Origin of the sequence: Paraburkholderia graminis C4D1M (assembly GCF_000172415.1) — a bacterium.
GTDB classification, from domain to species: Bacteria; Pseudomonadota; Gammaproteobacteria; order Burkholderiales; family Burkholderiaceae; genus Paraburkholderia; species Paraburkholderia graminis.
The window spans coordinates 435,917-460,471 of the sequence record NZ_ABLD01000002.1; the positions used below are offsets into that span (position 1 = coordinate 435,917).

Below are 24,555 nucleotides of genomic sequence, written 5' to 3' on the forward strand. Positions count from 1 at the left end.
AGCACCTTGAGGTGGAAACCATGACTACTCAGAACAGCAGCACTCCTTCGATTCAACCGGTTCACGGCAAGCACAACCGGCAATCCGCTTACATGGCTTCGCGCATGGCGGTGAACCTGCTCAAGCTGCGAATCTTCATTGCGCTCTTTGCGATCATTATCGTGTTCTCGCTTGCAACCGAGAACTTCCTGTCGACAAGCAACATGCTGATCATGGCGAAACACGTGACTATCGTCGCGATTCTGTCGATCGGCATGACGCTCGTGATTCTGACGGGCGGCATCGACCTGTCCGTGGGTTCCATTGTCGGAATAAGCGGGATGGCGGCGGGCTATCTTCTGCTCGAAGGCGTGAAGATCGGTCATCACGTCGTGTTCTTCAACCCGTGGGGCGTGACGCTGATTGCATGCGCGCTCGGCGCGATCATCGGTGCGGTGAATGGTTACCTGATAACGGCGCTCAATGTCGCACCCTTCATTGCAACCCTCGGCATGCTGTATGTCGTACGCGGCGCAGCACTGCTCGTGAATAACGGCAGCACGTTCGCCGATCTCGGAGGCAATCCGGCTCTGGGCAATACGGGCTTCGAATTCCTCGGCAACGGCACAATTCTCGGCCTTTCCATGCCCGTGTGGATTCTCGTGATTCTTGCTGCCATCACCATTTTTGTTGCGAAGCGTACGCCGCTTGGCCGGCGCATCTATGCAATCGGCGGCAACGAGCAGGCGGCGCGCTTCTCGGGAATTCGCACCAACCGCGTGAAGCTGTTCGTGTACATGTTCTCGGGATTCTGTGCGGCGATCGTCGGACTGGTCATCACTGCGCAGTTGCAGACCGCTCACCCATTGACCGGCCAGACGTTCGAGCTGAACGCGATTGCCGCGGTCGTATTGGGAGGAACTGCGTTGATGGGTGGCCGCGGTACGGTCTTCGGTTCGGTCGTCGGCGCCTGTGTGATCAGCATTCTCGGCGACGGCATGGTGATGTGCGGTATCAGCGATTTCTGGCAGATGGTGATCAAGGGCCTCGTGATCATCTTCGCTGTGGTCATCGATCAGTTGCAGCAGCGCCTGCAGAGCCGCATGGTTTCGCTCACCGCGTGAGCGTCGCGAGTTGAGCCGTCTTCTGGAAAGCAACATGCAATATGTTCTGGCAATCGATCAGGGCACGAGCGGTACAAAAGCACTCGTGTTCGATGCGGAAGGGCAGGTGCACGCTCGCGGTTTCGTGGCCGTACCGTGTACGCATCCTCGCAACGGATTCGTCGAGCAGGACCCGCAGCTGATTTATGAGTCGGTACTGCAAGCGGTCTCCATTTGCCTCGGTGAATTCAAAGGCGACCGGAAACAGATAGCAGGTGTCGGCATCTCGAATCAGCGTGAGACGGTCGTGCTGTGGGATGACGAAGGTCGCCCGATCGTTCCGGCAGTGTCGTGGCAGTGCCAACGTTCTCTCGCGATATGCGAGCGTCTGAAGCAGGAAGGCAGGGCACAGGTCATTGCAGAGAAGACGGGACTATTGATCGACCCGTACTTTTCGGGAACGAAGCTCATCTGGCTTAACGAAAACGATGAGCGGGTGCGCGCGCATATCGCCGCCGGCACCGCTCGCTTCGGCACGGTCGATAGCTGGCTTCTGTACCGTTTGACAAACGGCGACGTGTATCGCACCGATTACACGAACGCGTCGCGAACCATGCTGTTCAATCTTGCAGGACTTGAATGGGATCGCGAACTGCTCGCCGATTTCGGTTTGCAGAAACTGCGGCTGCCTGAACTGCGTCCGTCAGCATCCGATTTCGGCGCGAGCGATTTCAACGGCATTTTCGATCGACCCATCCCGATCGTATCGATGATCGGCGATTCCCACGCTGCGGCTGTTGGCGAAGGCTGCCTCAGTCCCGGCTTTGCCAAGGCAACAATGGGGACGGGCTCCTCGATCATGATGAACGTGGGCGGCAAGCCCTTGCCCGCGGACCACGGTCTCGTGTCGACGCTTTGCTTTGCCGCCGAACAGCGGGTGGATTACGCGCTGGAAGGCATCGTCATTAGTGCCGGGTCAACGCCTTCGTTCCTCAAGGAAAAACTGCGCATCGTCAAGGATTTCGCGGAAGCAGAAGAGGCGTTCACGGAATACGATAACGGCGGCGTGTTTCTTATTCCGGCTTTTTCGGGAATCGGTTGCCCGCACTGGAAATATCCAGGCGGCGCGCAAATCGTCGGGCTGAATTTCTCGACGTCCTGGCAAAACGTCGTGCGCGCAGCTTATGAATCGATCGTCTATCAGATCAGGGACGTGATCGCAGTCATGGAGCGGGCTGCCGACGTCCCGTTGCGCGAACTCTTTCTCGACGGAGGACTGGTTCAGCGGCCATTCCTTCTTCAATACCTGGCGGACACATTGAACCGGCCGGTGAGCACGCTGACGCTGAGCGAGATATCGGCCGCGGGCGCAGCAGCGCTTGCCGCGTTGAAGCTCGGGTTAATCAACTCACTCGACGCCTATCGCGAGACTCGCGTGGTGGCACGACGCGTCGAACCAGGGCCGGGCGTCGAAGCGGCTGCAAGAAATCACGAGCAATGGTTGCAATGGATACGACGGCTTTGAGCTCCGTCGATTAGTGGAGATCGGCATATGGCATTCCAGCAGCGTTTCGAAAACAAGGTGGTGGTTGTCACTGGCGGCAGCCGGGGTATCGGATTGGGCATTGCCAGGCGCTTTGCGCAGGAGGGCGCGAAAGTGTGCGTGTCGGCGAATGAAAAAGCCGTGCACGACGCTGCCGCGCAGCTACGCGATTCCGGCTTCGAGGCCATCGCCGTGCAAACCGATGTCACGAGCAAGGAACAGGTTGTCGCGCTTTACGAAGAAGTGGCGGCCGCGCTAGGTGAGGTTGATGTTTCAGTCCAGAACGCGGGCGTCATTACGATCGCGAAGCTGGAAGATCTGACCGAGAAGGAATGGGACAACGTACTTGCGGTGAACACCAAAGGCGTTTTTCTGTGTTGCCAGGAAGCGGCGAGACGGATGCTGCGTGCCGGGAAAGCGGGCCGTCTGATCAATACGGCATCGGGACAGGCCAGACAAGGTTTCGTCTATACCCCGCACTATGCAGCCAGCAAGTTTGGCGTTCTGGGCATCACGCAGAGCCTCGCGAAAGAACTGGCGCCAACGGGCATCACAGTGAACGCGTTCTGCCCCGGCATCATCGCGACTGACATGTGGTCGTATAACGACGAAGCGTGGGGCAAGCTGCTGGGCAACTACAAGCCTGGCGAACTCATGGCCGAGTGGGTCGAGAACATTCCCATGAAGCGTGCGGGTAGCGACAAGGATGTAGCAGGTCTGGTCGCGTTCCTGGCGTCCGATGACGCGTCGTACATCACGGGGCAGACCGTGAACGTCGATGGCGGAATGTTCATGTCCTGAGGCCGCGTTCGCAGGTCGCGAGACACGTTGCCTCGCGACTTTCTATCGGAATCGGTCCGTGAGCGTCAGGCGGTCTGCAATAGCGAAAGCTTATTCACTGTCTCGCCGCAAGCGCGCGCCACTTCTGCGCCCTTCACGACGAAGTGCTCAGTGAAGAACTTCACATGCTCTTCCCCGTGGTGAAAGTGGTGCGGCGTCAGCACGGCAGAGAACACAGGAACACCTGTTTCGAGTTGAACCTGCATCAAGCCTGAAATGACCGCTTGAGCGACGAATTCATGGCGATAGATGCCCCCGTCGACAACAAGTCCGGCTGCAACGATGCCAGCGTATCGACCGCTCTGTGCCAGCCGTTTGCGTGCAGCGGGATTCGAACGCTCCGGGTACTTCATAAAGATCGATGTCGCCGCTCGCATAACCAAAGTCCTCGATGACCTTAAGGAAAGAGGTTTTGCATTGATCGACGATATCGCGGTGCCAGCACGCCTGGACAAAAGCGATGCGACCGCGGTTGCCGCCGGAAACGAATGCTGCTTGTGCTTCGATCGAGTGAGATGTGTTCATGGAGTTCAGCCTGTTTTGTGTGAACAGGGCGAAGAACAGCCGTTTCCCGCCAGTGCGGGCATTGTGGCTGTTCTGTTCTCTTTCATCCGGACTATACCGTCGGCCCCGGAATCCAACCGGGTCTGCTGACCTCTGTTATCGCAGCAATATCGAAACAGAGCGCTCGCGGGCTACGTCTGCAAAAGACGATTACCGCCGGTGGGGAATCGCACCCCGCCCCGAGAACGTGTTCTTGAAGAACGGTGCGTAAATTACCACGTATCCGGCAAATCTGCTGCGCCACCCGCACCACATTTCACTGCGTGCCTGCCTGAAATTGTTGCCCTCCAGGCAACATGGTGTACGCATTCGCGATGCTACTGGCGCTCGTCCTCGCTGACTACTATCTGTCACACGCTCCTTCGAAATGCAGGCAATACGGAGCGCGTGACACTCGTAGTCGTGCTCGTAAGCCGCGTCGCGCGGTGCAGTGCGGCTCACCCCACTTAATCAATTGGACTATTGAACATGAGCGAAACAACTCGCAATGTGCGGCCGGTTATCGCCAACGTCGGCAAAGAAGGGTCAGGCGAACTCGTGTCTTCCCGCTACGGCGTGCGCGTGGGCGACGTTGACGTCGTGCTGATCAGCGATGGCGTTCTGCCGCTGCCCACCTCCACCATGTCGACTAACGTGAGCGAAGCTGACCGCAACGAATGGTTCGATGGTCGCTTCCTGCAGCGCGACATGTTCGACTGGGCGCTGAATATTGCGCTCGTGCGCAGCGGCGACCGCCTGATCCTGATCGACTCGGGCGTGGGCGACGGTTTCGAATACTTCACGCGCGCCGGCCGCTCGGTAATGCGCCTGGAGTCGGCGGGTATCGACCTGGCTGCGATTACCGATATCGTGATTACGCACATGCACATGGACCACGTCGGCGGCCTGAACGTTGCCGGCGTCAGGGCCAAGCTGCGCCCGGACGTGCGCATTCACGTGTCGGCGAAGGAAGTAGAGTTCTGGAAAAATCCGGACTTCAGCAGGACGGTGATGCCGGAAACTGTTCCTCCGGCGCTACGCAAGGCTGCTGCGACGTTCGCGGAACTCTACCGCGAAAACATCGTGCAGTTCGATCAGACCGTGGAAGTTGCCAAGGGCGTGTCGGCGCGCGTGACGGGTGGACACACGCCGGGGCATTGCGTCGTGGACGTCGCATCGAACGGCGAAAAACTGACGTTCGTGGGCGACGCGATTTTCGAGGTCAACTTCGACCATCCCGACTGGCAAAACGGCTTCGAGCACGATCCTGAATTGGCTGCGGACGTGCGTATCGCGCTACTCAACGAAGCCGCTGAAACCGGCGCTCTGCTGGCCGCAGCGCACGTCGCGTTCCCATCCATCGGTCACGTTGCGAAGACGGACAACGGCTTCCATTTTGTGCCGGTGGTGTGGGACTACTGATCGGTGCCCGACGATCAACCATCGCCGTATAGATTGCACTGACGTTTGTCAGAAAACCGCCACGAGCGCACAAGGCTCACGGCGGTTTTTTGCAAACGGTCACTTGCCCTGGTGTGACCGCGGCAGATCAATGCGGTGCCGTTGATACCGGTTGCACGCATCTTTCATCCTTCAACGGAGCGCATCATGAGAGTGAAGAGTTTGTTGCCCGCAATTTTATGCACGTCGATGGCGCTGGCGGTCATCCCCGCGATAGCCGGCGCCGAGCCGTTCACGATCAGGGTCGACGACCTGCGTGACGGGCACTTTTCGAACGAGCAGGTGTACGGAGGTTTTGGCTGTCACGGTAACAACGTTTCGCCGCGCATTTCATGGGCTCACGTTCCGCGCGGCACGAAGAGCATTGTCGTGACCATCTTCGATCCTGATGCGCCGACTGGCGGGCTCGGCTGGACGCATTGGGAGATCGCCAATATTCCACCTTCCGAGTCGTCGCTCGAAAAAGGCGCTTCCGGCAATCCGAAGCTCTTGCCGGCAGGCGCCATTGAGACGTTGACGGACTTCGGCGAATCCAGATACGGCGGACCGTGTCCGCCTAAAGGGGAATCGCATCGATATGTCGTGACGGCGTCTGCTCTCGACGTGGCGCAAATCGATGTCGCCCCGGCGGCGAGTCCCGCAGTCGTCGCCTATCAGATGCATGGGAAAGTCATTGCTCAGGCGAAGTATGTCGCGAGATATCATCGCGCGTCGACTAACGATTAACGATTAACGATTGACGGGTGCAAGAACCAGGATATCGGCAACCGTTCCTGGCAGATCGGCTGCCGGTGAACGGTTGCAGTATTTCAAATACAAATCCTCTGCACGCCGTTCAATTGGACGATGCTTCGCTTATCGAGCGCAGGCTGATTGAGTTGTTCTCGTGCATAGATTCTTTCCGAAGCCGCGAGCCGATAGCGAGGCAAGTCGTCCGGTCCGGGCTGGATGTGCAGCATATGCTTTGCAACCAGACCTTCAACTACGTCTATCGCATTCGAAAGATCGCCCGTTCCGTTCGTTCCGTTCGCCACCGCCGCGAGAACGGCATCGAGCGTTGCGGGCTGTTCAAACGACGACAACCGGCGGAAAGCGCACCTCTCCTCGTCCGACAGCAGCGCGTAACTCCATCCAATCGATGCGGCGAGACTCCGATGCCTCGCAGGAGCATTGCGGCATCCCTGCCATTGAAGACGTGAGCGGGTTCCGAGCAGTGTCATGGTGCCGGCCAGTCCAAACGTCGCGACGCGCGCCGCAGCAAGTTCGATTGCAAGCGCAACGCCTTCCAGTTCGCGGCACATCTCCGAAATGGCTGCATAGCTCTTGCTGGTCTGCGGGAATCTCGCGCCCGCTTCCAGAGCGCGTTGAATGAATACCTGCACGGCGGGATAAGTATGCGCATGTTCGATCGAAATCACCTCGGGTCCCGGCGGGACTTCGAGCGCAGGCAGGCGGCAGACGTGTTCGTATTTCACTCGTAGCGCCTCGCGACTTGTCAGCACGAAATAGGTCGCGGATGAGACCGAGAGGATTTGCGTCGTGAGCGACGTCACTTCGTCGATGACATGCTCGCAGTTATCCAGAATGATCAGCGCGCGCCGGGTGCAAAGATAATTGGCGATGCATGCGACGGGTATGTGATGAAGATCGTCTAACCCAAGCAGACGAGCGAGCGTGAGCGCTACCGTATCGCCATGAGCGAGCTCGCTTAAGTCGGCGACGTGGATCTCCGAAGGAAACACTCCGGATAGTCTCTTTGCGAGAGCAATGGCGACTGTCGTTTTGCCGATGCCTCCCGGTCCCACAATAGATATGAGCCGATGTCTGCTCAAGTCGGACGCAAGCGTTCGCAAGACCTCGTCGCGACCTTGTGGGCAGGCGGATCCTGGTGCGAAGTCGCCGGAATGTACGCGGGGAGACGGTTCAGCAAACAACGAACTGGATTCGGCAACGATGCGTTCACGCGTAAGCTGACCAACAAAGCAGTAGCCGATGCCCTGAACGTTTTTAATGTAGCGCGCACCGTCCTCGCCGTCGCCCAGTGCTTTGCGCAATCCAGCAATGTTCACGCGCAGGTTGCTTTCGTCCACGACGATATTCCGCCACGCATGCGACATCAACATGCGCCGCTCCACGACCTGTCCGGCGTTCTGAATAAGCGCAATAAGAATATCCAGCGCGCGGCTGCCTATTTGCACGAATGAACCTGACCGTTCGAGACGCCTCTCGGCCGGAAACAGTGTGAACGGACCAAACGATATGGCCTCGCCGTAGTCGTGCCGGTCGGTATTTGTCATCACGCCGGAACGCAAAAAATCTTCCTTGGCATTCATCTTCTCAGCAGACTCCGGATTGCGCGATTCAGGTGCATTGGAATAGACCCATACCACGGTCTCTCCGCGGCGAAACATTGCGTCACAAGCAATCCTAGTTGCGCCGCCCAGAACATGGAAGACGCCAGCGGGATATCACAGTGTTGCCGCCAGGACAACATCGGACCATCGAATGATTAGCGTACTAGCCCATTCACCGTACCTCATCTGCAGAAGCGGTTGATTGGGCATAGAGTGCCAGCGAGACCTGGTCTCGAACGAGGTTTGCGCCTCCGCGTGTGGTCTGCTGGTGAAGCGAGTAGAGAAGATTAGAGAAGAGTTGATGCGGCGAGAAGCGAGAAACAACATCCAACTGTGAGACATGCCATGACAAAGATATCGGTTCCCATTATTTGCCTCGAATGCAACCCGGACGGAAGCTCCGTAGGGAATTCCGTTCTTTCTTCTGTTTTGCTGGATCTTCGACCCGACGGCGACGGAAGGTATAGATCCGAGTGCTCGCGCGGTCATCAGCAGATCGTGGCATTGCGGCAGCAGAAGTTCGAGATTCTTTTTGAACTCGCCGCTTACGCGATACGCGATGGACACTATCGACAATCGGTATCGTCCTGCACCGCGAGTCTCGAAGCCTTTCACGAATTCTTTCTGCGCGCGATGGCGTACGAGAACGGAATAAAGAAAGAGCGTTTCGATGCCGCGTGGAAGCTGCTGGGCATTAGCCCGCAGAATCGCCAGGAAGCCTACTTGCTGAACTACCGGAACTTCTGCGCGCGGCGTCCCGTTCTACTCAGCCACCAACAGAACGACTGGAAAGACTCGGTCATGCAGAAAGGAAAAATGCCGACGCGCGAAGAATGCGTGAAGTTTGGCCAGGCCGTATTGCATGTATTGCAGACGGCGGTGGGAGACACGAGGGTTGCCTTTCCCAATGGCGTAAAGCAGGCAATGCAGGAACACGCGACTGCCGCTGAACAACACGCGTCCAGATCCGAAGTGCCGTGGAGCATTCGCACCATCGTGAATCTTGCCAAGGAGGATGGCGAACATCCCCATGCGACGCTCGAAGCCGAGCTCGCCAGAACGAATTGACGACATTGAAGCCGTCGATTGTTGTCCCCGAGACAACACGGTGATCTCCTTTGCGTGCCTACTGCCATTCGAGCACCAAGTCTACGATTTGTCGTGACGGCGGGCGGCGGATGAGTCGGCCGCCGCGATCATTAGCGATCGTCGCGCAGCGCAGCAGAGCTCGGTTTGTCGTGAGTTCCGGTGCACATCGTCAACTTGGCAATTTAAAAACTTAGGGCAAGAATCATGTCGCAGAAGATCTTGATTGTGGGTGCCGGCTTCGCCGGAGTGTGGGGCGCGCTTGGCGCGGCTCGCGTGCGCGACCGTGCGGACGCAACGGCTGGCGACATCGACATTACGCTTATCTCGCCGAAACCCGAGTTGGAGATCCGGCCACGGATGTACGAAAGCGAGCCGCATCTGATGTCCGCGCCGCTTTTGCCTCTCCTTGACGCCGTCGGTGTGAACTACGTCGAGGGCAGTGTCGACGAAATCGCTGTCGGCGAGAAGACCGTGCGTGTGATAGCCGCGAGCGGCGCAACCCGCACGCTCGGTTACGACCGGTTGCTGCTCACGAGCGGCAGCAAGCTGAGCCGGCCGTCGATTCCAGGGCTCGCCGAGTATGCATTCTCGGTCGATTGCATGGAGGACGCATCGGCACTTGAAGGCCATCTGAAGGAACTCGCGAAGCTGCCCGATTCAAGCGCTCGAAATACCGTTGCCGTGGTGGGATGCGGCTTTACCGGCATCGAGATCGCAACCGAATTGCCTAAACGAATGCGCGCGCTATTCGGCCCGGATGCGGCGATCAAAGTGATCGTCGTCGGTTCGCAGGCCGACATCGGTCCCGATCTCGGACCTAACCCGCGGCCTTTCGTCGCCGAGGCATTCGCTTCGCTGGGCATCGAAGCGGTATTGGGTTCGAGTGTCGTATCGGTCGACGCGAGTGGCGTCCGAACCGCCTCAGGTAAACATATCGAAGCGCACACGGTTGTATGGGCGGGCGGCATGCGAGCGAGCACGCTTGCAGCGCAGGTTTCGTCGCGACTCGACCCGCTTGGCCGTGTCGAAGTCGCACCTGATCTTCGTGTGGAAGAGGCGCCCGGCGTGTTCGTCGCCGGCGATGTGGCGCGAGTGCGTAGCGACGATCAAGGGCACTACGCGTTGATGTCCTGTCAGCACGCAATGGTGATGGGCAAATTCGGCGGCCACAATGTCGCGGCCGATCTGATCGGCGAATCGACGTTTGCGTATACCCAGCCGTTTTATGCAACTTGTCTCGATCTGGGCGAGTGGGGCGCGGTCTATTCAGAAGGCTGGGACCGCCAGATCAAGCTGACGCATGCAGAAGGAAAAGCACGCAAGCAGATGATCAATACGCAGTGGATCTACCCACCGGCGCCGAATCGCGCCGATGCGTTCGCGGCAGGCGACCCGCTCGCGTCATTTGGCTAATGCGTTAGTACGTTAGTGCGTTCGGGCATCGCGGTTAGTCGTTCACCATGGCTCCGGGCGGGGGCGGCATGAGTACTCGTCAGGCGCGTTTTTCCCGTCGGAGCGTCCGTGAGCGATTCGCTGGTGTTCGGTTATGCCGTCGTTCTGATCGACGTGGCACTGTGGCGTTTCAAAGTGCCGAAGCAAGACGTTTCGCGTCTATTGCTTCGGCTCGCGATCTTTGCCGTGTTCACGGCGAGCATTTTCACCGCGGGCCTCAGCCCCTTCCGACAGGCTACGCATCTTGAAGCGTCGCTGCTTCACGAAGCGGCGCAGGCCCTGAAGATATTCTGGTGGCTGACCGGTGCCCGCCTGTTCACGCTTGCTCTCGACGCACTTCTGCTGCCGCAGACCTGGCGCAAGCAGAGACTGTTTCAGGACGTATTCGGCGCCGTGGTGTTTCTTGCCGCGGCAGTAGCCGCGACGGGATTCGTTCTGGAAATACCCGTTCGCGGCCTGATTGCGACGTCGGGCACATTGGCCGTTATTCTTGGTTTGGCTATTCAAAGTACTTTGCACGATGTCTTTGCGGGCATCGTACTCAATTCCACGGAACCGTACCGCGTGGGTGACTGGATCTCGATTGACGGCGCCGAAGGCAAGGTGATCGAGATGAACTGGAGAGCAACGCATCTTCTCAATTCGCACGGCAATGTAACCATCGTTCCCAATGCTGCGGCGGCAAAGGCAAATATCACCAATACGAACCGGCCGCACGCTTTGCATGGCGTGACGGTGTCTCTGGAAATTTCGCCGGACGAGCGGCCGGCAACGGTGATTGCAGCGCTTGAATGCGCACTGGCTGCAGCGCGTTCCATTCTGCCGACACCGGCTCCCTTCGTGCAGGCGAGAAAATCCACGATACATTCCATTCAGTACGAAGCAACGGCTTTCGTGGACGACACGGCGAAAAAGACGCCATTGACGAACGAACTGTACGACCTCTGCTATCGACACCTCACCGCCGCAGGAGTCGCTCTCCGGCCACCAGGCGTGCCATCTGTCACGGCCATTGTGGCAAACGCCGAGGAGCGCCTGCTTAGACGCATCGAACTATTCGCCGCCATCAGCGACGACGAGTTGAAGATGCTTTCCAGTTGCATGGTGCGGCATGAATACGACGCGGGGCAGGTGATCTTCACGCCGGAAGTGGTGCCCGACAGTCTCGCAATCGTCGACTCGGGCGTGCTCAGTGTTTCAACGGAGCAATCTACCGGGGCGGTCGAAGTGGTGCGTCTCGGGCCCGGCGATACGATGGGCGAGACCGGACTACTCGCGGGTTTGCCGGTTCAGGTGAAGATCGTGACGCTTACCCGGAGTGTCATTTACAGATTGAGTAAAGACGCTGTGACGCCTCTATTGAGGGATAGTCAGGAAGTGACTCATCGAATGTGCCGGCTGCTTTCCCAACGGCAAGACATGTTGCACAAGATGGCGATGAAGAACGCCGCTCATGCAGACGATGAGCACGCCAGCTTCCATTGGCTTCTGGATAAGATTCATCGGCTGCATGCGCTGAAGTTCTGATTGTTAAGCGTCGTTAAAGAAAACGGCGATTTTTAGTTGGGTGTACGTAGAAAGATAAACGGAGTTTTGCAGCGCTTAACTGGGCCGATAAACGCGTCGTCGTTACTCTGAATACTCGACCGGTAAGCAAGCCAATTCCCTTATCTCCCGGTCGAATAATTCCTGGACTTGAGCCATGACTAAAGACTTGGGACACGTTTCCCCCGACGCAAAACGCCGCAACCTGCTGATTGGCGGAGTTGCCGCAACGTTGACGACAACGGTGGCATCGGCCGCCGGCAAGCAGTCAGGACCCGGCACGACGGTCGCGCACATGTCGTCCGCAAACCATACCGGTGACGTTATCCGCACCCGGGACGGAGTGAGCCTGTACTTCAAGGATTGGGGCGCGAAAGACGCTCCCGTCGTCACGCTGAGTCACGGTTGGCCGCTCAACTCGGATAGCTGGGAAAACCAGGCCTTCTTTCTGGCGTCGCACGGGTTTCGAGTCATCACACATGATCGCCGCGGTCACGGCCGCTCGAGCCAACCGTGGGACGGCAATGACATGGACCACTACGCGGACGATCTCGCGACAGTCATCGACACCCTCGGCCTGCGCGAGATAGCCGTTATCGGGTTCTCGACCGGCGGGGGCGAGGTCGCGCGTTATGTGGGCCGGCACGGTACGTCACGCGTATCGAAGATCGGATTGATTTCAGCCGTGCCGCCGTTGATGGTCAAAACGCCCGGCAATCCGACAGGTGTACCTATTGAATCGTTCGATAGCGTTCGCGCCGCAATGATCGCCAACCGCTCGCAATTGTTCAAGGACATTCCCGCCGGTCCGTTCTATGGCTTTAACCGGCCGGGCGCCAAGGTGTCGCAAGGTCTGATCGACGCATGGTGGCGTCAGGGAATGAGCGGTGGTTTCAAGAACGTCTACGAATCGGTCAAAGCCTATTCCGAAACTGATTTCACGGCGGATCTGCTGAAGTTCGACCGACCGACGCTGATCATTCACGGCGACGACGACCAGGTCGTTCCTGTGGATGTTGGAGCCCGTTCGAGCAAGAAACTCGTGCCTCACGCGATCCTGAAGATTTATCCCGGTGCGCCGCATGGATTGACCGATACCCACAAGGACCAGCTCAATCAGGACCTGTTGTCTTTCCTGCGAAGCTAGTTTGCGGAAAGCGTGATTCAAAGCAACCAAGGAGTGAGTCGTGACAAAAGACGATATCCGCAACCATGCTTTTTCGATGCCGCTGCACAATCCGGCATACCCGCGTCCGCCGTTCCGGTTCGTCGACCGGGAGTACTTCATTATTTCCTACGAGACGGATATCGAGGCGCTAAGAGCCGTCGTTCCCGAGCCGTTGAAGGTCGACAACGCGATCGTTCATTACGAGTTCATCCGCATGCCGGATTCGTCGGGGTTTGGCGACTATACGGAGAGCGGTCAGGTCATCTCGGTTCTGGACGAGCAGGGCAGAAAGGCGAACTACACGCACTCGATGTATCTGGACGACGAAGGTCCGATCGCCGGCGGCCGGGAAATCTGGGGATTTCCCAAGAAGCTCGCTTCGCCGCGGCTTTCGATTGATGGAAAAGACACCTTGCTCGGAACGCTCGACTACGGCACGCAGCGAATTGCCACCGGCACGATGGGCTATAAGTATCGTCCGCTCGACGCCGCTGCCGAGCAACACAAGCTCGCCGACACACCTAACTATCTGCTCAAGGTAATACCGCACGTCGACGGCTCGGTTCGAATATGCGAACTCGTCCGCTTCTTTTTGCGCGACGTTCAGGTAACCGGCGCCTGGGAAGGGCCGGCCGCGCTCGAGCTTCATCCCCACGCGCTGGCTTCGGTCGCGGACCTGCCCGTTCGCAAGGTAATCGGCGCGCGTCACGTCGTCGCCAATCTCACACTCGATGTGGGCGAGGTGGCGCACGACTACCTTGCCTCCGTCGATCCGATGAAACTCGTAGTGAACCAATAACTCTCCCGGAGGATATATGGCATTGAAAGACAAAGTGGCGCTCGTCACGGGCGCGGCGAGCGGAATTGGCGAGCAATGCGCACGCAAGCTGGCCGCGGACGGAGCGACGGTCGTCGTAGCGGATCTGAATCTCCCGAGCGCAACGAAAGTGGCGGAAGACATCGTCCGCAGCGGTGGCCGCGCGGTTGCTCTCTCCATGGACGTGACGAACGAAGAGGCGGTCAATGCGGGCATTGCCGATACGGTAAGCCGATTCGGCGGCATCGACGTATTGGTGTCGAACGCCGGTATTCAGATCGTCAACCGGATCGAGGACTACTCGTTCTCCGACTGGAAAAAGATGATGGCTATTCATCTCGATGGCGCATTCCTCACGACGAAGGCAGCGGTGAAGCATATGTACGCATCGGGTAAAGGCGGCGCAGTGATCTACATGGGTTCCGTGCATTCGCACGAGGCATCGCAACTGAAGTCGGCTTATGTGACGGCCAAGCATGGGCTGCTTGGGCTTGCACGTGTTGTCGCGAAAGAAGGCGGCCCGCACGGCGTGCGCGCGAATGTCGTGTGCCCTGGTTTCGTCAGAACGCCGCTGGTGGACAAGCAGATTCCGGAGCAGGCGAAAGTGCTCGGAATTTCAGAGGCGGAGGTCGTGAAAAACGTGATGCTGAAGGACACGGTAGACGGCGAGTTTACGTCGCTCGCCGATGTCGCCAATACGGTCGCGTTTCTCGCCGGCTTCGAATCGAATGCGCTGACCGGCCAGTCCGTCGTGGTGAGCCACGGCTGGTTCATGCAGTAAGGGGATAACCGTGAGATCGAGTCAGCGCAAAGAGTTGCAGCAGCCGTCTCCTTTCAGGCTGCCCCGGTACGATGAAATCGGACTTGTGCTCCAGGGTGGCGGAGCCCTGGGTTCGTATCAGGCCGGCGTATACGAAGGGATTGCCGAAGTGGGTATTGAGCCGACCCGGATCTCCGGCATATCGATCGGCGCGTTGAACACCGCAGTGATTGCGGGGAACGCGCCGGAAGACCGGGTCGAGGCGCTACGCGGATTCTGGAACACGATAAGTCAACCCGCGGATCTTTTCTCGCATGTCCGTTCCCTGCTGCCCGTCTATCCGGGCTGTGAAGACATCGCGCGCAAGTGGTCGAGCGCGTGGGCGGCAACGCGCACGCTGGTGGAGGGACAGCAGGGATTTTTCTCGCCGCGTATGCGCACGCTTGCGGCCGATCTCGTGAAGAGGCGTCCCGACGAAGTCAGCTATTACGACACCACTGCGTTGCGTGAAACGCTGATGAAGTACGCCGACTTCGACCGGATCAACGATGGAGGCATCCGCGTTTCGGTCGGCGCTGTCAACGTACGGAATGGCAATCTCGTGTACTTCGACAACTCGACGATGCGACTGAAGCCGGAGCACTTCATCGCGTCCGGCTCGCTGCCGCCAGGGTTTCCCGCCGTCGAGATCGATGGAGAGTTTTACTGGGACGGAGGGCTCGTCTCCAATACGCCGCTGACGGAAATTATCAGGGAGAGTCAGCACAGAGACACGCTCGTTCTGCAGGTCGATCTGTGGAGTTCGCGCGGCAAGTTGCCAGGTGATTTTCTCGACGTCAACGAACGCGTCAAGGACATTCAGTATTCAAGCCGTACGCGGGCCGTCACCGCCTTCATGGCGCAGAACCAGAAGCACGCTCAATTGATCAAGGCACTGCTCGAACATATCCCCGATTCCGCGCGTCGCGATCATGCGGTCATTCAGGAAGCGCAGAAGACGGCGGATGGCAGCGCGGTGAATGTGGTGCATCTGATCTACAAGAACAAGTCGTTCGAAGGCCACTATAAGGACTACGAGTTCAGCAAGGACACAATGAAGGAGCACTGGGCGAGTGGATTAGACGACATTCGCAATTCCTTCTGTCATCCCGAGTGGTTCGATATTCCCAGCCGTGAAGTCGGCTTTATCAGTCACGACGTGCATCGATACAGGCCGGGTGCGAAATCGTGACGGGGCCAATCCACTGCGGCTCGCTCGACGCGAGCCTGATCGCGCTTCTCGAGTTGCGCGCATCGCAAATCAACGGCTGTTTGCTGTGCGTTCAGCACGGCCTGCGCCTCGCGCTGCAAGCTGCCGTCGCCACATCGAAGATCGAGCATATCGGAAGCTGGCGGCGCGCCGATGTTTTCTGTCATGCGGAGAAGGCCGCGTTGGCCTGGACCGAACATCTTTCGGGTGTCAGCGAACAATCGGCGTCCGATGAAATCTGGTCGCGCATGCGGAAGTACTTCAACGAGACGCAAATCTCAGAGCTGTTCAGGTACTGGAGCAGCAGCGCATTGTGGTCGACCGGCGAGGTCATCCGTTGTTGCACCGCCGGTATCGCGGTCAATTCCGCTGTTCCCTGGCACGTCCAATAGCACCCGGCCGTTCCCGGGTCAGGAGGCAACGTGTTTTCCCATGAACTCATCGCGCAATACGGCGCGCTCGTCGTATTCCTGAGTGTGCTTGGCGCGTCACTCGGCCTGCCTGTGCCCGCTATGCCCACGTTGATTACCGTTGGCGCCAGCATCACGATTGCAACCGGTGCTCAGCAATCGGCAGTGTCGCATTTCGCGTCGACGTTAGGGGCTGCCGCGTTGGGCGGAGTGCTTGGCGATCTCGTCTGGTATGAAGGCGGAAGACGATTCGGCGAACGCACGCTTCGAACGGTTTGTCTCTTATCGTCGTCGCGTGATAGTTGTGTGAGAAAAACCGAGCGGTTCTTTGGGCGCTGGGGCGTGCGAGTTCTGATCGTCGCCCGTTTCGTCCCCGGCCTGTCGCTCGTTGCAGTGCCGTTGTGCGGGGCAATGGCGGTCAGGTTGCGGTACTTCATCGCCTGCGATTGCGCCGGAGTGGCCTTGTGGGCTTCCATCGCGCTCGCTATCGGCGGAGCGTTCGCCGCGCAGATCGACCTGTTATTCGCGGTGATTTCGCATCTCGGCTGGCGGGCATTGGGTATCGTCGCAAGTGCACTCGCGCTGTATTGCTGCTATCGCTATTGCCGGCATCTCATGCTGTCCAAAGCGCTCGAAACGTCGCGGATCGATGCAGTGGAGTTGCACGGTTTGCTAACCGACGAACCGCGGCCGGTTATCTTCGACATTCGTTCTCCCGAGAGGCGGACGCTCGATCCGTTCGTCATTCCGGGCGCCGTATTCGCCGACGAACGCGAATGCAGCGAGATAGTACGGGCGTACGACGCGAACCGGACATTCGTCATTTACTGCTCGTGCCCGGGAGAAGTGTCCGCTGCATGGATGGCTGGCCGTTTGCGGCGTGCCGGAATCAGCCTTGCATTGCCGCTGACCGGAGGCATCGACGCATGGCGCGACGCGGGTTTCAACGTTGCCCCTGTACCAGCAGCCGGCAGCGAGCGCCGTGCGCAGTAAAGATTGGCGGAGGTGTCGGATTTCATGACGGTATACTGATCGGCGCGAATGATCGCGCGGGCGTATGTGCGCGGTTTGGTCATGCGTTTCTGCCACGGAAACGCAATAGATCCCATGTACTGTGCACAAGGACCGCTCCATGGACGACACCAGCGTTTTTGACAAGCTACGCCCGCGTTTGCAGGGCATTGCATATCGGATGCTGAGTTCGGTCGCAGAAGCGGAAGACGTGGTGCAGGACGTTTGGTTGCGCTGGCATTCGACCACACGGGAGACCATCGAGAACGCGGAAGCGTGGCTTGTCGCCGTGACGACGCGGATCTCCATCGACCGTCTGCGCGCCGCGAAAATCCAGCGCGAGCATTACACCGGCATCTGGCTTCCTGAGCCGCACGTTACCGACTATCCGGCAACGCCGGAGCAGGCGAAGGAGCGCGCTGACGATGTGTCCGTCGCCTTTCTGATGCTGCTCGAACGGCTGAGTCCTGAAGCGCGCGCGGCCTTCCTGCTGCGCGAAGTATTCGATGCCGACTACGATGAAATAGCAAAAGCCATCGGCAAGAGCGAAGCGGCGTGCCGGCAACTGGTGAGCCGCGCGAAGGCGCAGTTGCGCGACGATCGTCCGCGCTACGTCGTGTCGCGGGAGACGCATCATCGGTTGCTGCAGACTTTTGCGCACGCTTTGCAGCGCGGCGACTTTGCGGCGATCAATTCAATGCTTGCCGAAGATGCCGTGCTCATGGGCGATGGCGGCGGCCGGGTGCAGAGCTTTCCAAAACCGATGGTGGGCGGGCGGCGCATCGCGCAGCTTTTTTATGCGGCTGCGCTTCGCTACAAAAGCAGACTGCGCGTCGAACTCATCGTCCTCAACAGCCAGGCGGCACTGTTGCGCTTTTTCGACGGCGCACTCGAATCGGCGCAAACGTATGAGACGGATGGCGAGCGCATTGTGCGCATTCAGGTGCAGCGAAATCCCGACAAGCTGGCGCGCATCGCGGCCAGATTCGACGGCCGATGATTCGCGACCCCGCAAGGTCTGGACAACGTTCATACGATTAATTGCAATAGCAGCGAAATCGATGCCGCAACATCGCTGAACGGGAAGGGCGCGCCCGCCATCGCGTGGCTGAAACTTGCGGGCGGACTGGCAGATTGTCTATCCCAGCGGATTCGTGAGCCGGGTTTGTCACAGATGACCGGGTTAAAACGTCTTGTCGAGTACGAAACCTTTAAATCGTGCCCGCCCATGTCCGACGATCATTCCGCCCGCCCCTTGACCGACAATTCGCTCGCGAGCAGCTTTGCCACGAGTTACGCCGGTGTCGTTTCGTTTCTCGCCGTGGCCAATGAAGGCAGCTTTGCCAAGGCGGGTGACCGCCTCGGCATTGGCCGCTCCGCCGTCAGCCGAAACGTGCAAAAGCTCGAAGCGCAGCTCGATGCGCGGCTTTTTCTGCGCACCACGCGCAGCACGTCGCTGACCCGCGAAGGCGAACTGTTTTATCAGAACTGTCATCCGGGCGTCGAACGCATCGTGCAGGCGCTCGAGGACATGCGCGAATTGCGTAACGGACCGCCGCGCGGACATCTGCGTATCTGCTCGACACCCGGATTCGGCCGCAAGATCGTCGCGCCGCTGCTGCGCGGTTTTCGCTCGCGGTATCCGGACATAGCGCTCGAACTGTTGCTGAACGATCGTCCTGCCGACTTCATCGCGGATCGCGTCGATGTCGGGTTTCGCGACGGGCGCATGGAAGACAGCGAGGTCGTGGCAAAGCAACTGATACCCATGCAGATGATCGTCTGCGCGTCGCCCCAGTACGCGAAAAAACATGGGGTGCCGCGTCATGTCGACGATCTCGCCCAGCATCGGTGCATCAACTTCCGCAGTGCGTCGGGGCGCGTAAGCGATTGGGAGTTCAAGGTCGATGGACTCATACAAAAGCAGTTGCCGCGAGCGCAGCACACCTTCAACGACATGGACCTCATCGTGCAGGCCGTGCTCGACGGCGAGGGCATCGCTCAATTGCCGGCCTATCAGGTCTGCGATCTGTTGCGGAAAGAGCGCCTGGTTTCCTGCCTCGCCCAATATGCGCCGGACGACCGCGGTCACTATGTCTGTTATCTCAGCCGCAAGCATTTGCCCGCCAGAATCCGCGTGTTCATCGACTACATGGCGGAACAAACGCGCGCGCTCGACCTGCAATGCCTGAGCACCATGATGGCGGTGCCGGCGCTCTGATTGGTGCTTTGGAGGCAACACGGTGCGTCGCCGCACAAGCCTTCCCGACGGGCGGCCGCGCACCTACGATGCACTCATACGCTGACGGCGCATCCACGCCGGTCCGGCGCACTACCTACAGAGTCGCGAACTCACGCGCATGGTTCGACTGGTTGCGAGCCTCGGCGTGAGCCAACGGCTGTCGGACATACATGATGAGCCCTTTGCATCCGCCGCCCCTCACGCTGCTCGATAAGTACTTCGGGCCAGACTTTCAGTCACTGTATTCGACGACCGTGACCGCCACGGGCGGCGAGACGAGTCATGGCCGGGCATCCGGCGTAGTCCAGTCGGACGACGGCCAACTCCACCTCGACTTGCGCCTGCCCGCAGCGCTCGGCGGCCCGGGCGGCGGGACGAATCCCGAGCAGTTGTTTGCCGCCGCCTATGCCGCATGCTTTCACGGCGCGTTGAACCTGCTCGCCGCCAAGGCGGAGATAGCGATCGTCGACGCGAAGGTGGAAGTGACGGTCGATTTCGGGCGGGACCCCGTCGATGGCCTGTTCAGGCTGATTGCGCAGGTCCGCATTCATTTGCCGGGCGTTGAGCCGGCCATTGCGGAAGCACTCGTGCGCGACACCGAACGTTTCTGTCCGTACGCGAAGATGGCGCGCGAGGGGATCGTGAGCGTCGTCGCACTCGCGCGGCCGGACAGCGTGCCAAAGCGGTAAGCCGGCAGCGTCAGCCCGCAGCCATGAGACTCTAAAGCCAGAGGCGATGCATTGTGCAGGCGATCGCCGCTGCAAGTCGCAGGAGAACCGGAGATGTGTGGACCCGACCCCTGGTCGCAAATTATCGGACGGCTGAGCGCGCATTGGCATGAGACTGCATCGGCGGTTTGCGAGGCGTCGGGGCGCCGCAACCGACGCAGCCGCCCGTTGGCTGCGCATGCGGTGTTCAACGGCCGCCTGCCTACGATTCGAAGCATCGAATGGCAAACCGACACGACGGTGCTCGTTTCGTGGAGCGACGCCACGCGCGGCAGCTATCTCGATCAGACCTGGCGCGCCGGCTATGCGCGCGTCAGAGGTGTTTGCGCGCTGAGCGGCATGTCCGTCAAGCGGGGCGATGTGGTGTTCCGGCCGTTCCACCGCGGCACCGCACCGCCGTCGAATGCGCTCGAGATGATCCTGGCTTCGGTGCTGACGGGGTATGCGGAGAGGCTGCTTGTGCTGGGGTGATGTGTGCCGCGATCGGCGCTGCATCGTTCTATCCCGGCACCAGCGCCGGCACGAAACCTTGCCGGGTGCCGCCGATACAGGTATCGACACTACCACCCAACTCCCTGTTTTTTATCGCTTTTTTGCATGGTTGCGCGGCCCACGGCGTGACTTCGCGTGGCATAATCGACCGACACAGTCAGCCCGCAGTCATTACTACCCCCGCATACCATGGCACAGACTCTCTACGACAAATTGTGGAACACGCACGTGATCCACACGGAAGAAGACGGCACGACGATTCTCTATATCGACCGTCACCTGCTGCACGAAGTCACCAGCCCACAAGCGTTCGAAGGCCTGAAGCTGGCCGAGCGTCCGGTGTGGCGCATCAGCGCGAATCTGGCCGTGTCGGATCACAACGTGCCGACCACCGACCGTAGCCACGGCATCGCCGATCCGGTGTCGAAGCTGCAGGTCGACACGCTCGATTCGAACTGCGACGCCTACGGCATCACGCAGTTCAAGATGAACGACCTGCGCCAGGGCATCGTGCATATCATCGGGCCGGAGCAGGGCGCCACGCTGCCGGGCATGACGATCGTATGCGGCGACTCGCATACGTCCACGCACGGCGCGTTCGGCGCGCTCGCGCATGGTATCGGCACGTCGGAAGTGGAACACGTGCTCGCCACGCAAACGCTCTTGCAGAAGAAAAGCAAGAGCATGCTGGTCAAGGTCGAAGGACCGCTGCCGCGCGGCTGCACGGCGAAAGACATCGTGCTCGCGATCATCGGCAAGATCGGCACGGCGGGCGGCACGGGCTACGCCATCGAATTCGGCGGCTCGACCATTCGCGCGCTCTCCATGGAAGGCCGCATGACGGTCTGCAACATGGCGATCGAAGCAGGCGCGCGCGCCGGCATGGTCGCTGTGGACGACACCACGATCGAATACCTGAAAGGCCGTCCGTTCTCGCCCGAAGGCGCGGAGTGGGACATCGCAGTCGATTACTGGAAGCAGTTCAAGTCCGACGAAGGCGCACATTTCGACCGCGTGGTCGAACTGAACGCGGCCGACATCGTGCCGCAAGTCACGTGGGGCACGTCGCCGGAAATGGTCACGGCCGTGGACGGCCGCGTGCCCGATCCCGAGCGCGAGAAGGACCCGGGCAAGCGCGAGGCGATGGAGCGCGCGCTCAAATACATGGCGCTCGAACCGAATGCGCCGATCGAGTCCATCAAGCCGGATAAAATCTTCATTGGGTCGTGTACCAACGCGCGCATTGAAGACATTCGCGCCGCGGCTTACGTCGTGAAGAAACTGGGCCGCCGCGTCGCGCCGAACATTCGCCTCGCGATGGTCGTGCCGGGCTCGGGTCTGGTGAAAGCGCAGGCCGAACGTGAAGGCCTCGACAAGGTGTTCACCGACGCCGGTTTCGAATGGCGCGAGCCGGGCTGCTCGATGTGCCTCGCGATGAACGCCGACCGGCTCGATCCGGGCGAGCGTTGCGCGTCCACGTCGAATCGTAATTTCGAAGGTCGTCAGGGCGCCGGTGGCCGTACCCATCTCGTGAGCCCCGCCATGGCCGCAGCCGCGGCTATCGAAGGGCATTTTGTCGATATTCGCAAGCTGGGATAAATCGCATGATGAAGAACATGAATCGCACTACTCTACTGCGCCGCTTCGCGCTCGGTACTCTGGCTGGGTTGCTGCTCGGCCTGGCCGGCTGCAACACGGTGCACGGATTTGGGCAGGACATGTCGCACCTCGGCAATTCGATCAGCAATCACGCTGAGAAATAACCGGTTTTTGATTTTTTGCCGGCGACGCAGCGAGCGGCTTTCGTGCCGCCACGCGCATCGCCGGTCCTGAAACAGGCGCAAGCGTCATGGATAAATTCATCGTACACACCGGCGTCGTGGCGCCGCTCGATCGCGAGAACGTCGACACGGACGCGATTATTCCCAAGCAATTCCTCAAGTCGATCAAGCGCACGGGCTTCGGTCCGAACGCGTTCGACGAGTGGCGTTACCTCGACCACGGCGAGCCGGGTCAGGACAATTCGAAGCGTCCGCTGAATCCCGACTTCGTGCTGAACCAGCCGCGTTATCAAGGCGCGTCGGTGCTGCTCGCGCGCAAGAACTTCGGCTGCGGCAGCTCGCGCGAACACGCGCCGTGGGCGCTTCAGCAATACGGCTTCCGCGCGATCATCGCGCCGAGTTTCGCCGACATTTTCTATAACAACTGCTTCAAGAACGGCCTGTTGCCGATCGTGCTGACCGAGCAGCAAGTCGATCACCTGTTCAACGAGACGTATGCGTTCAACGGCTTTCAGTTGACTATCGACCTCGACAAGCAGGTCGTGCGCACGGCGGACGGCGGCACCGAGTATCCGTTCGAAGTGGCGGCATTCCGCAAATACTGTTTGCTGAACGGTTTCGACGACATTGGCCTCACGCTGCGTCACGCCGACAAGATCCGCCAGTTCGAAGCCGAACGCATCGCGAAGCAGCCGTGGCTCGCTCACCGCATCGTCGGATAAGACTCGAAGTCTCGAAGAAAATCACCAAGGAATTCGCATGAAGATCGCAGTGTTGCCGGGCGACGGCATCGGCCCCGAAATCGTCAAGGAGGCCGTCAAGGTTCTCAACGTGCTCGGCGAAAAGTTCGAACTGGAAGAAGCGCCGGTTGGCGGCGCGGGCTACGAGGCGAAGGGTCATCCGCTGCCCGATTCGACACTCGCGCTCGCGAAGGAAGCCGACGCGATCCTGTTCGGCGCCGTCGGCGACTGGAAATACGACAAGCTCGAACGCGCGCTGCGCCCGGAGCAGGCCATTCTCGGCCTGCGCAAGCATCTGCAACTGTTCGCGAACTTCCGCCCGGCCATCTGCTATCCGCAATTGACCGGCGCTTCGTCGCTGAAAGAAGAGATCGTTTCGGGTCTCGACATCCTGATCGTGCGCGAACTGAACGGCGACATTTACTTCGGCGCGCCGCGCGGCGTGCGTGAAGCGCCGGACGGTCTTTTTGCGGGCGCGAAGGAAGGCTTCGACACCATGCGTTATTCGGAGCCCGAAGTGCGCCGCATCGCGCACGTCGCGTTTCGGGCAGCGCAAAAGCGCGGCAAGAAGCTGACGTCGGTGGATAAAGCCAATGTGTTGGAAACGTCGCAGTTCTGGAAAGACGTGATGATCGACGTCTCCAAGGAATACGCGGACGTCGAGTTGTCGCACATGTATGTCGACAATGCCGCGATGCAGCTCGTGAAGGCGCCCAAGTCATTCGACGTGATCGTGACCGGCAACATGTTCGGCGACATTCTCTCCGACGAAGCCGCCATGCTCACGGGTTCGATCGGGATGCTGCCGTCGGCCTCGCTCGACAAGAACAACAAGGGCTTGTACGAGCCGTCGCACGGTTCCGCGCCGGACATCGCCGGCAAGGGCGTGGCGAATCCGCTCGCGACGATTCTGTCGGCTGCCATGATGCTGCGTTATTCGCTGAACAAGGCGGAGCAGGCCGACCGCATCGAAAACGCGGTCAAGAAGGTGCTCGAACAGGGCTACCGCACTGGCGACATTCTCACGCCGGGTTGCAAGCAGGTCGGCACGGTGGCGATGGGCGACGCAGTGGTCGCAGCACTGTAAAAGAGGCTCGTGCATGTGGGGCGTAGATGGCCGCGCCCCGCGTTCAAGTCGGCGGTAATCAGGTCGTTAAAATGATCTTTAATACGCGAATCGGCCTGCAACAGGCCGATTCGTGCGTGTAATACGGGCGGCAGCGACGGTTAGGGACGTCGCCGGATTCC

At 59.5% G+C, this 24,555-nt stretch carries 23 protein-coding genes, 1 pseudogene and 1 riboswitch; of the genes and pseudogenes, 22 read left to right on the forward strand and 2 right to left on the reverse strand.

Going from position 1 to position 24,555, the window contains the following annotated elements; genetic code table 11:
- Positions 1–20 precede the first annotated feature (20 nt).
- The 3 genes from BGRAMDRAFT_RS04975 to BGRAMDRAFT_RS04985 are packed head-to-tail and all read left to right on the forward strand — an operon-like array spanning position 21 to position 3,426.
- Complete coding sequence (locus BGRAMDRAFT_RS04975) at positions 21–1,103, forward strand: ABC transporter permease (protein WP_006047573.1); 1,083 nt, start codon at positions 21–23, stop codon at positions 1,101–1,103.
- Positions 1,104–1,137: 34 nt separating this feature from the next.
- Positions 1,138–2,607, forward strand: coding sequence for an FGGY-family carbohydrate kinase (locus tag BGRAMDRAFT_RS04980; protein WP_006047574.1), 1,470 nt, complete (start codon positions 1,138–1,140; stop codon positions 2,605–2,607).
- 27 nt (positions 2,608–2,634) lie between these two features.
- Entirely contained in the window at positions 2,635–3,426 is a 792-nt protein-coding gene (locus BGRAMDRAFT_RS04985) for a glucose 1-dehydrogenase (RefSeq protein WP_006047575.1), read from the forward strand.
- A gap of 65 nt (positions 3,427–3,491) precedes the next feature.
- Here the strand turns inward: BGRAMDRAFT_RS04985 and BGRAMDRAFT_RS04990 are convergent.
- Positions 3,492–3,990 (reverse strand): annotated as a pseudogene (locus BGRAMDRAFT_RS04990) (6,7-dimethyl-8-ribityllumazine synthase).
- Between the two features lie 70 nt (positions 3,991–4,060).
- A riboswitch (FMN riboswitch) is annotated at positions 4,061–4,220 on the reverse strand.
- 277 nt (positions 4,221–4,497) lie between these two features.
- Here BGRAMDRAFT_RS04990 and BGRAMDRAFT_RS04995 point away from each other — a divergent pair.
- Both BGRAMDRAFT_RS04995 and BGRAMDRAFT_RS05000 read left to right on the forward strand, forming a co-directional pair.
- Complete coding sequence (locus BGRAMDRAFT_RS04995; protein WP_006047577.1) at positions 4,498–5,430, forward strand: MBL fold metallo-hydrolase; 933 nt, start codon at positions 4,498–4,500, stop codon at positions 5,428–5,430.
- A 186-nt stretch (positions 5,431–5,616) separates the two neighbouring features.
- Positions 5,617–6,195, forward strand: a complete 579-nt coding sequence (locus BGRAMDRAFT_RS05000; protein ID WP_006047578.1) for a YbhB/YbcL family Raf kinase inhibitor-like protein — start codon at positions 5,617–5,619, stop codon at positions 6,193–6,195.
- 83 nt (positions 6,196–6,278) lie between these two features.
- On the opposite strand, the gene BGRAMDRAFT_RS05005 is transcribed toward BGRAMDRAFT_RS05000, so the two are convergent.
- The gene (locus tag BGRAMDRAFT_RS05005; RefSeq protein WP_006047579.1) at positions 6,279–7,859 is read right to left on the reverse strand and encodes an ATP-binding protein; all 1,581 of its coding nucleotides are present in this window, start codon (positions 7,857–7,859) and stop codon (positions 6,279–6,281) included.
- 309 nt (positions 7,860–8,168) lie between these two features.
- Between BGRAMDRAFT_RS05005 and BGRAMDRAFT_RS05010 the strand changes: the two genes are divergently transcribed.
- From BGRAMDRAFT_RS05010 to leuB, 17 genes are all read left to right on the forward strand, one after another.
- A complete protein-coding gene (locus tag BGRAMDRAFT_RS05010; RefSeq protein WP_006047580.1) occupies positions 8,169–8,891 on the forward strand; it encodes a hypothetical protein in 723 nt (240 codons plus the stop codon).
- A 225-nt stretch (positions 8,892–9,116) separates the two neighbouring features.
- Positions 9,117–10,325 carry an NAD(P)/FAD-dependent oxidoreductase gene (locus BGRAMDRAFT_RS05015; RefSeq protein WP_006047581.1) on the forward strand — a complete coding sequence of 403 codons (1,209 nt, stop codon included), beginning with the start codon at positions 9,117–9,119 and terminating at the stop codon, positions 10,323–10,325.
- Positions 10,326–10,433: 108 nt separating this feature from the next.
- Positions 10,434–11,891 (forward strand): mechanosensitive ion channel domain-containing protein, encoded by a 1,458-nt coding sequence (locus BGRAMDRAFT_RS05020; protein WP_006047582.1) that lies wholly within the window; start codon positions 10,434–10,436, stop codon positions 11,889–11,891.
- Positions 11,892–12,066: 175 nt separating this feature from the next.
- Positions 12,067–13,056, forward strand: coding sequence for an alpha/beta fold hydrolase (locus BGRAMDRAFT_RS05025; protein WP_006047583.1), 990 nt, complete (start codon positions 12,067–12,069; stop codon positions 13,054–13,056).
- Between the two features lie 40 nt (positions 13,057–13,096).
- Entirely contained in the window at positions 13,097–13,876 is a 780-nt protein-coding gene (locus tag BGRAMDRAFT_RS05030; RefSeq protein WP_006047584.1) for an acetoacetate decarboxylase, read from the forward strand.
- Between the two features lie 16 nt (positions 13,877–13,892).
- Complete coding sequence (locus tag BGRAMDRAFT_RS05035) at positions 13,893–14,675, forward strand: 3-hydroxybutyrate dehydrogenase (RefSeq protein ID WP_006047585.1); 783 nt, start codon at positions 13,893–13,895, stop codon at positions 14,673–14,675.
- Between the two features lie 10 nt (positions 14,676–14,685).
- On the forward strand, positions 14,686–15,885 hold the full coding sequence (locus BGRAMDRAFT_RS05040) for a DUF3734 domain-containing protein (RefSeq protein ID WP_006047586.1): 1,200 nt from the start codon (positions 14,686–14,688) through the stop codon (positions 15,883–15,885).
- The gene (locus BGRAMDRAFT_RS05045) at positions 15,882–16,295 is read left to right on the forward strand and encodes a carboxymuconolactone decarboxylase family protein (RefSeq protein ID WP_006047587.1); all 414 of its coding nucleotides are present in this window, start codon (positions 15,882–15,884) and stop codon (positions 16,293–16,295) included. The genes BGRAMDRAFT_RS05040 and BGRAMDRAFT_RS05045 overlap by 4 nt, the downstream gene beginning before the upstream one ends.
- 30 nt (positions 16,296–16,325) lie before the next feature.
- Positions 16,326–17,306 (forward strand): DedA family protein/thiosulfate sulfurtransferase GlpE, encoded by a 981-nt coding sequence (locus tag BGRAMDRAFT_RS05050; RefSeq protein WP_006047588.1) that lies wholly within the window; start codon positions 16,326–16,328, stop codon positions 17,304–17,306.
- A 139-nt stretch (positions 17,307–17,445) separates the two neighbouring features.
- Positions 17,446–18,324, forward strand: coding sequence for an RNA polymerase sigma-70 factor (locus tag BGRAMDRAFT_RS05055; protein ID WP_006047589.1), 879 nt, complete (start codon positions 17,446–17,448; stop codon positions 18,322–18,324).
- 228 nt (positions 18,325–18,552) lie between these two features.
- Positions 18,553–19,545 (forward strand): LysR family transcriptional regulator, encoded by a 993-nt coding sequence (locus tag BGRAMDRAFT_RS05060; RefSeq protein WP_029971854.1) that lies wholly within the window; start codon positions 18,553–18,555, stop codon positions 19,543–19,545.
- Between the two features lie 194 nt (positions 19,546–19,739).
- Positions 19,740–20,255 carry an Ohr family peroxiredoxin gene (locus BGRAMDRAFT_RS05065; RefSeq protein ID WP_044020415.1) on the forward strand — a complete coding sequence of 172 codons (516 nt, stop codon included), beginning with the start codon at positions 19,740–19,742 and terminating at the stop codon, positions 20,253–20,255.
- 93 nt (positions 20,256–20,348) lie between these two features.
- On the forward strand, positions 20,349–20,765 hold the full coding sequence (locus tag BGRAMDRAFT_RS05070; RefSeq protein WP_006047593.1) for a DUF3331 domain-containing protein: 417 nt from the start codon (positions 20,349–20,351) through the stop codon (positions 20,763–20,765).
- A gap of 210 nt (positions 20,766–20,975) precedes the next feature.
- Positions 20,976–22,385, forward strand: coding sequence for a 3-isopropylmalate dehydratase large subunit (leuC, locus tag BGRAMDRAFT_RS05075; protein ID WP_006047594.1), 1,410 nt, complete (start codon positions 20,976–20,978; stop codon positions 22,383–22,385).
- A gap of 5 nt (positions 22,386–22,390) precedes the next feature.
- Positions 22,391–22,549 carry an entericidin A/B family lipoprotein gene (locus BGRAMDRAFT_RS05080; RefSeq protein ID WP_006047595.1) on the forward strand — a complete coding sequence of 53 codons (159 nt, stop codon included), beginning with the start codon at positions 22,391–22,393 and terminating at the stop codon, positions 22,547–22,549.
- A gap of 86 nt (positions 22,550–22,635) precedes the next feature.
- Positions 22,636–23,289 (forward strand): 3-isopropylmalate dehydratase small subunit, encoded by a 654-nt coding sequence (gene leuD, locus BGRAMDRAFT_RS05085; protein ID WP_006047596.1) that lies wholly within the window; start codon positions 22,636–22,638, stop codon positions 23,287–23,289.
- 37 nt (positions 23,290–23,326) lie between these two features.
- Positions 23,327–24,394 (forward strand): 3-isopropylmalate dehydrogenase, encoded by a 1,068-nt coding sequence (gene leuB / locus BGRAMDRAFT_RS05090; RefSeq protein WP_006047597.1) that lies wholly within the window; start codon positions 23,327–23,329, stop codon positions 24,392–24,394.
- Positions 24,395–24,555 lie beyond the last annotated feature (161 nt).

Coding starts and splice junctions, on each gene's coding strand:
- BGRAMDRAFT_RS04975 (WP_006047573.1), top strand. CDS start 21: ATGACTACTCAGAACAGCAGCACTCCTTCGATTCAACCGGTTCACGGC.
- BGRAMDRAFT_RS04980 (WP_006047574.1), top strand. CDS start 1,138: ATGCAATATGTTCTGGCAATCGATCAGGGCACGAGCGGTACAAAAGCA.
- BGRAMDRAFT_RS04985 (WP_006047575.1), top strand. CDS start 2,635: ATGGCATTCCAGCAGCGTTTCGAAAACAAGGTGGTGGTTGTCACTGGC.
- BGRAMDRAFT_RS04995 (WP_006047577.1), top strand. CDS start 4,498: ATGAGCGAAACAACTCGCAATGTGCGGCCGGTTATCGCCAACGTCGGC.
- BGRAMDRAFT_RS05000 (WP_006047578.1), top strand. CDS start 5,617: ATGAGAGTGAAGAGTTTGTTGCCCGCAATTTTATGCACGTCGATGGCG.
- BGRAMDRAFT_RS05010 (WP_006047580.1), top strand. CDS start 8,169: ATGACAAAGATATCGGTTCCCATTATTTGCCTCGAATGCAACCCGGAC.
- BGRAMDRAFT_RS05015 (WP_006047581.1), top strand. CDS start 9,117: ATGTCGCAGAAGATCTTGATTGTGGGTGCCGGCTTCGCCGGAGTGTGG.
- BGRAMDRAFT_RS05025 (WP_006047583.1), top strand. CDS start 12,067: ATGACTAAAGACTTGGGACACGTTTCCCCCGACGCAAAACGCCGCAAC.
- BGRAMDRAFT_RS05035 (WP_006047585.1), top strand. CDS start 13,893: ATGGCATTGAAAGACAAAGTGGCGCTCGTCACGGGCGCGGCGAGCGGA.
- BGRAMDRAFT_RS05055 (WP_006047589.1), top strand. CDS start 17,446: ATGGACGACACCAGCGTTTTTGACAAGCTACGCCCGCGTTTGCAGGGC.
- BGRAMDRAFT_RS05060 (WP_029971854.1), top strand. CDS start 18,553: ATGTCCGACGATCATTCCGCCCGCCCCTTGACCGACAATTCGCTCGCG.
- BGRAMDRAFT_RS05065 (WP_044020415.1), top strand. CDS start 19,740: ATGAGCCCTTTGCATCCGCCGCCCCTCACGCTGCTCGATAAGTACTTC.
- BGRAMDRAFT_RS05070 (WP_006047593.1), top strand. CDS start 20,349: ATGTGTGGACCCGACCCCTGGTCGCAAATTATCGGACGGCTGAGCGCG.
- leuC (WP_006047594.1), top strand. CDS start 20,976: ATGGCACAGACTCTCTACGACAAATTGTGGAACACGCACGTGATCCAC.
- BGRAMDRAFT_RS05080 (WP_006047595.1), top strand. CDS start 22,391: ATGATGAAGAACATGAATCGCACTACTCTACTGCGCCGCTTCGCGCTC.
- leuD (WP_006047596.1), top strand. CDS start 22,636: ATGGATAAATTCATCGTACACACCGGCGTCGTGGCGCCGCTCGATCGC.
- leuB (WP_006047597.1), top strand. CDS start 23,327: ATGAAGATCGCAGTGTTGCCGGGCGACGGCATCGGCCCCGAAATCGTC.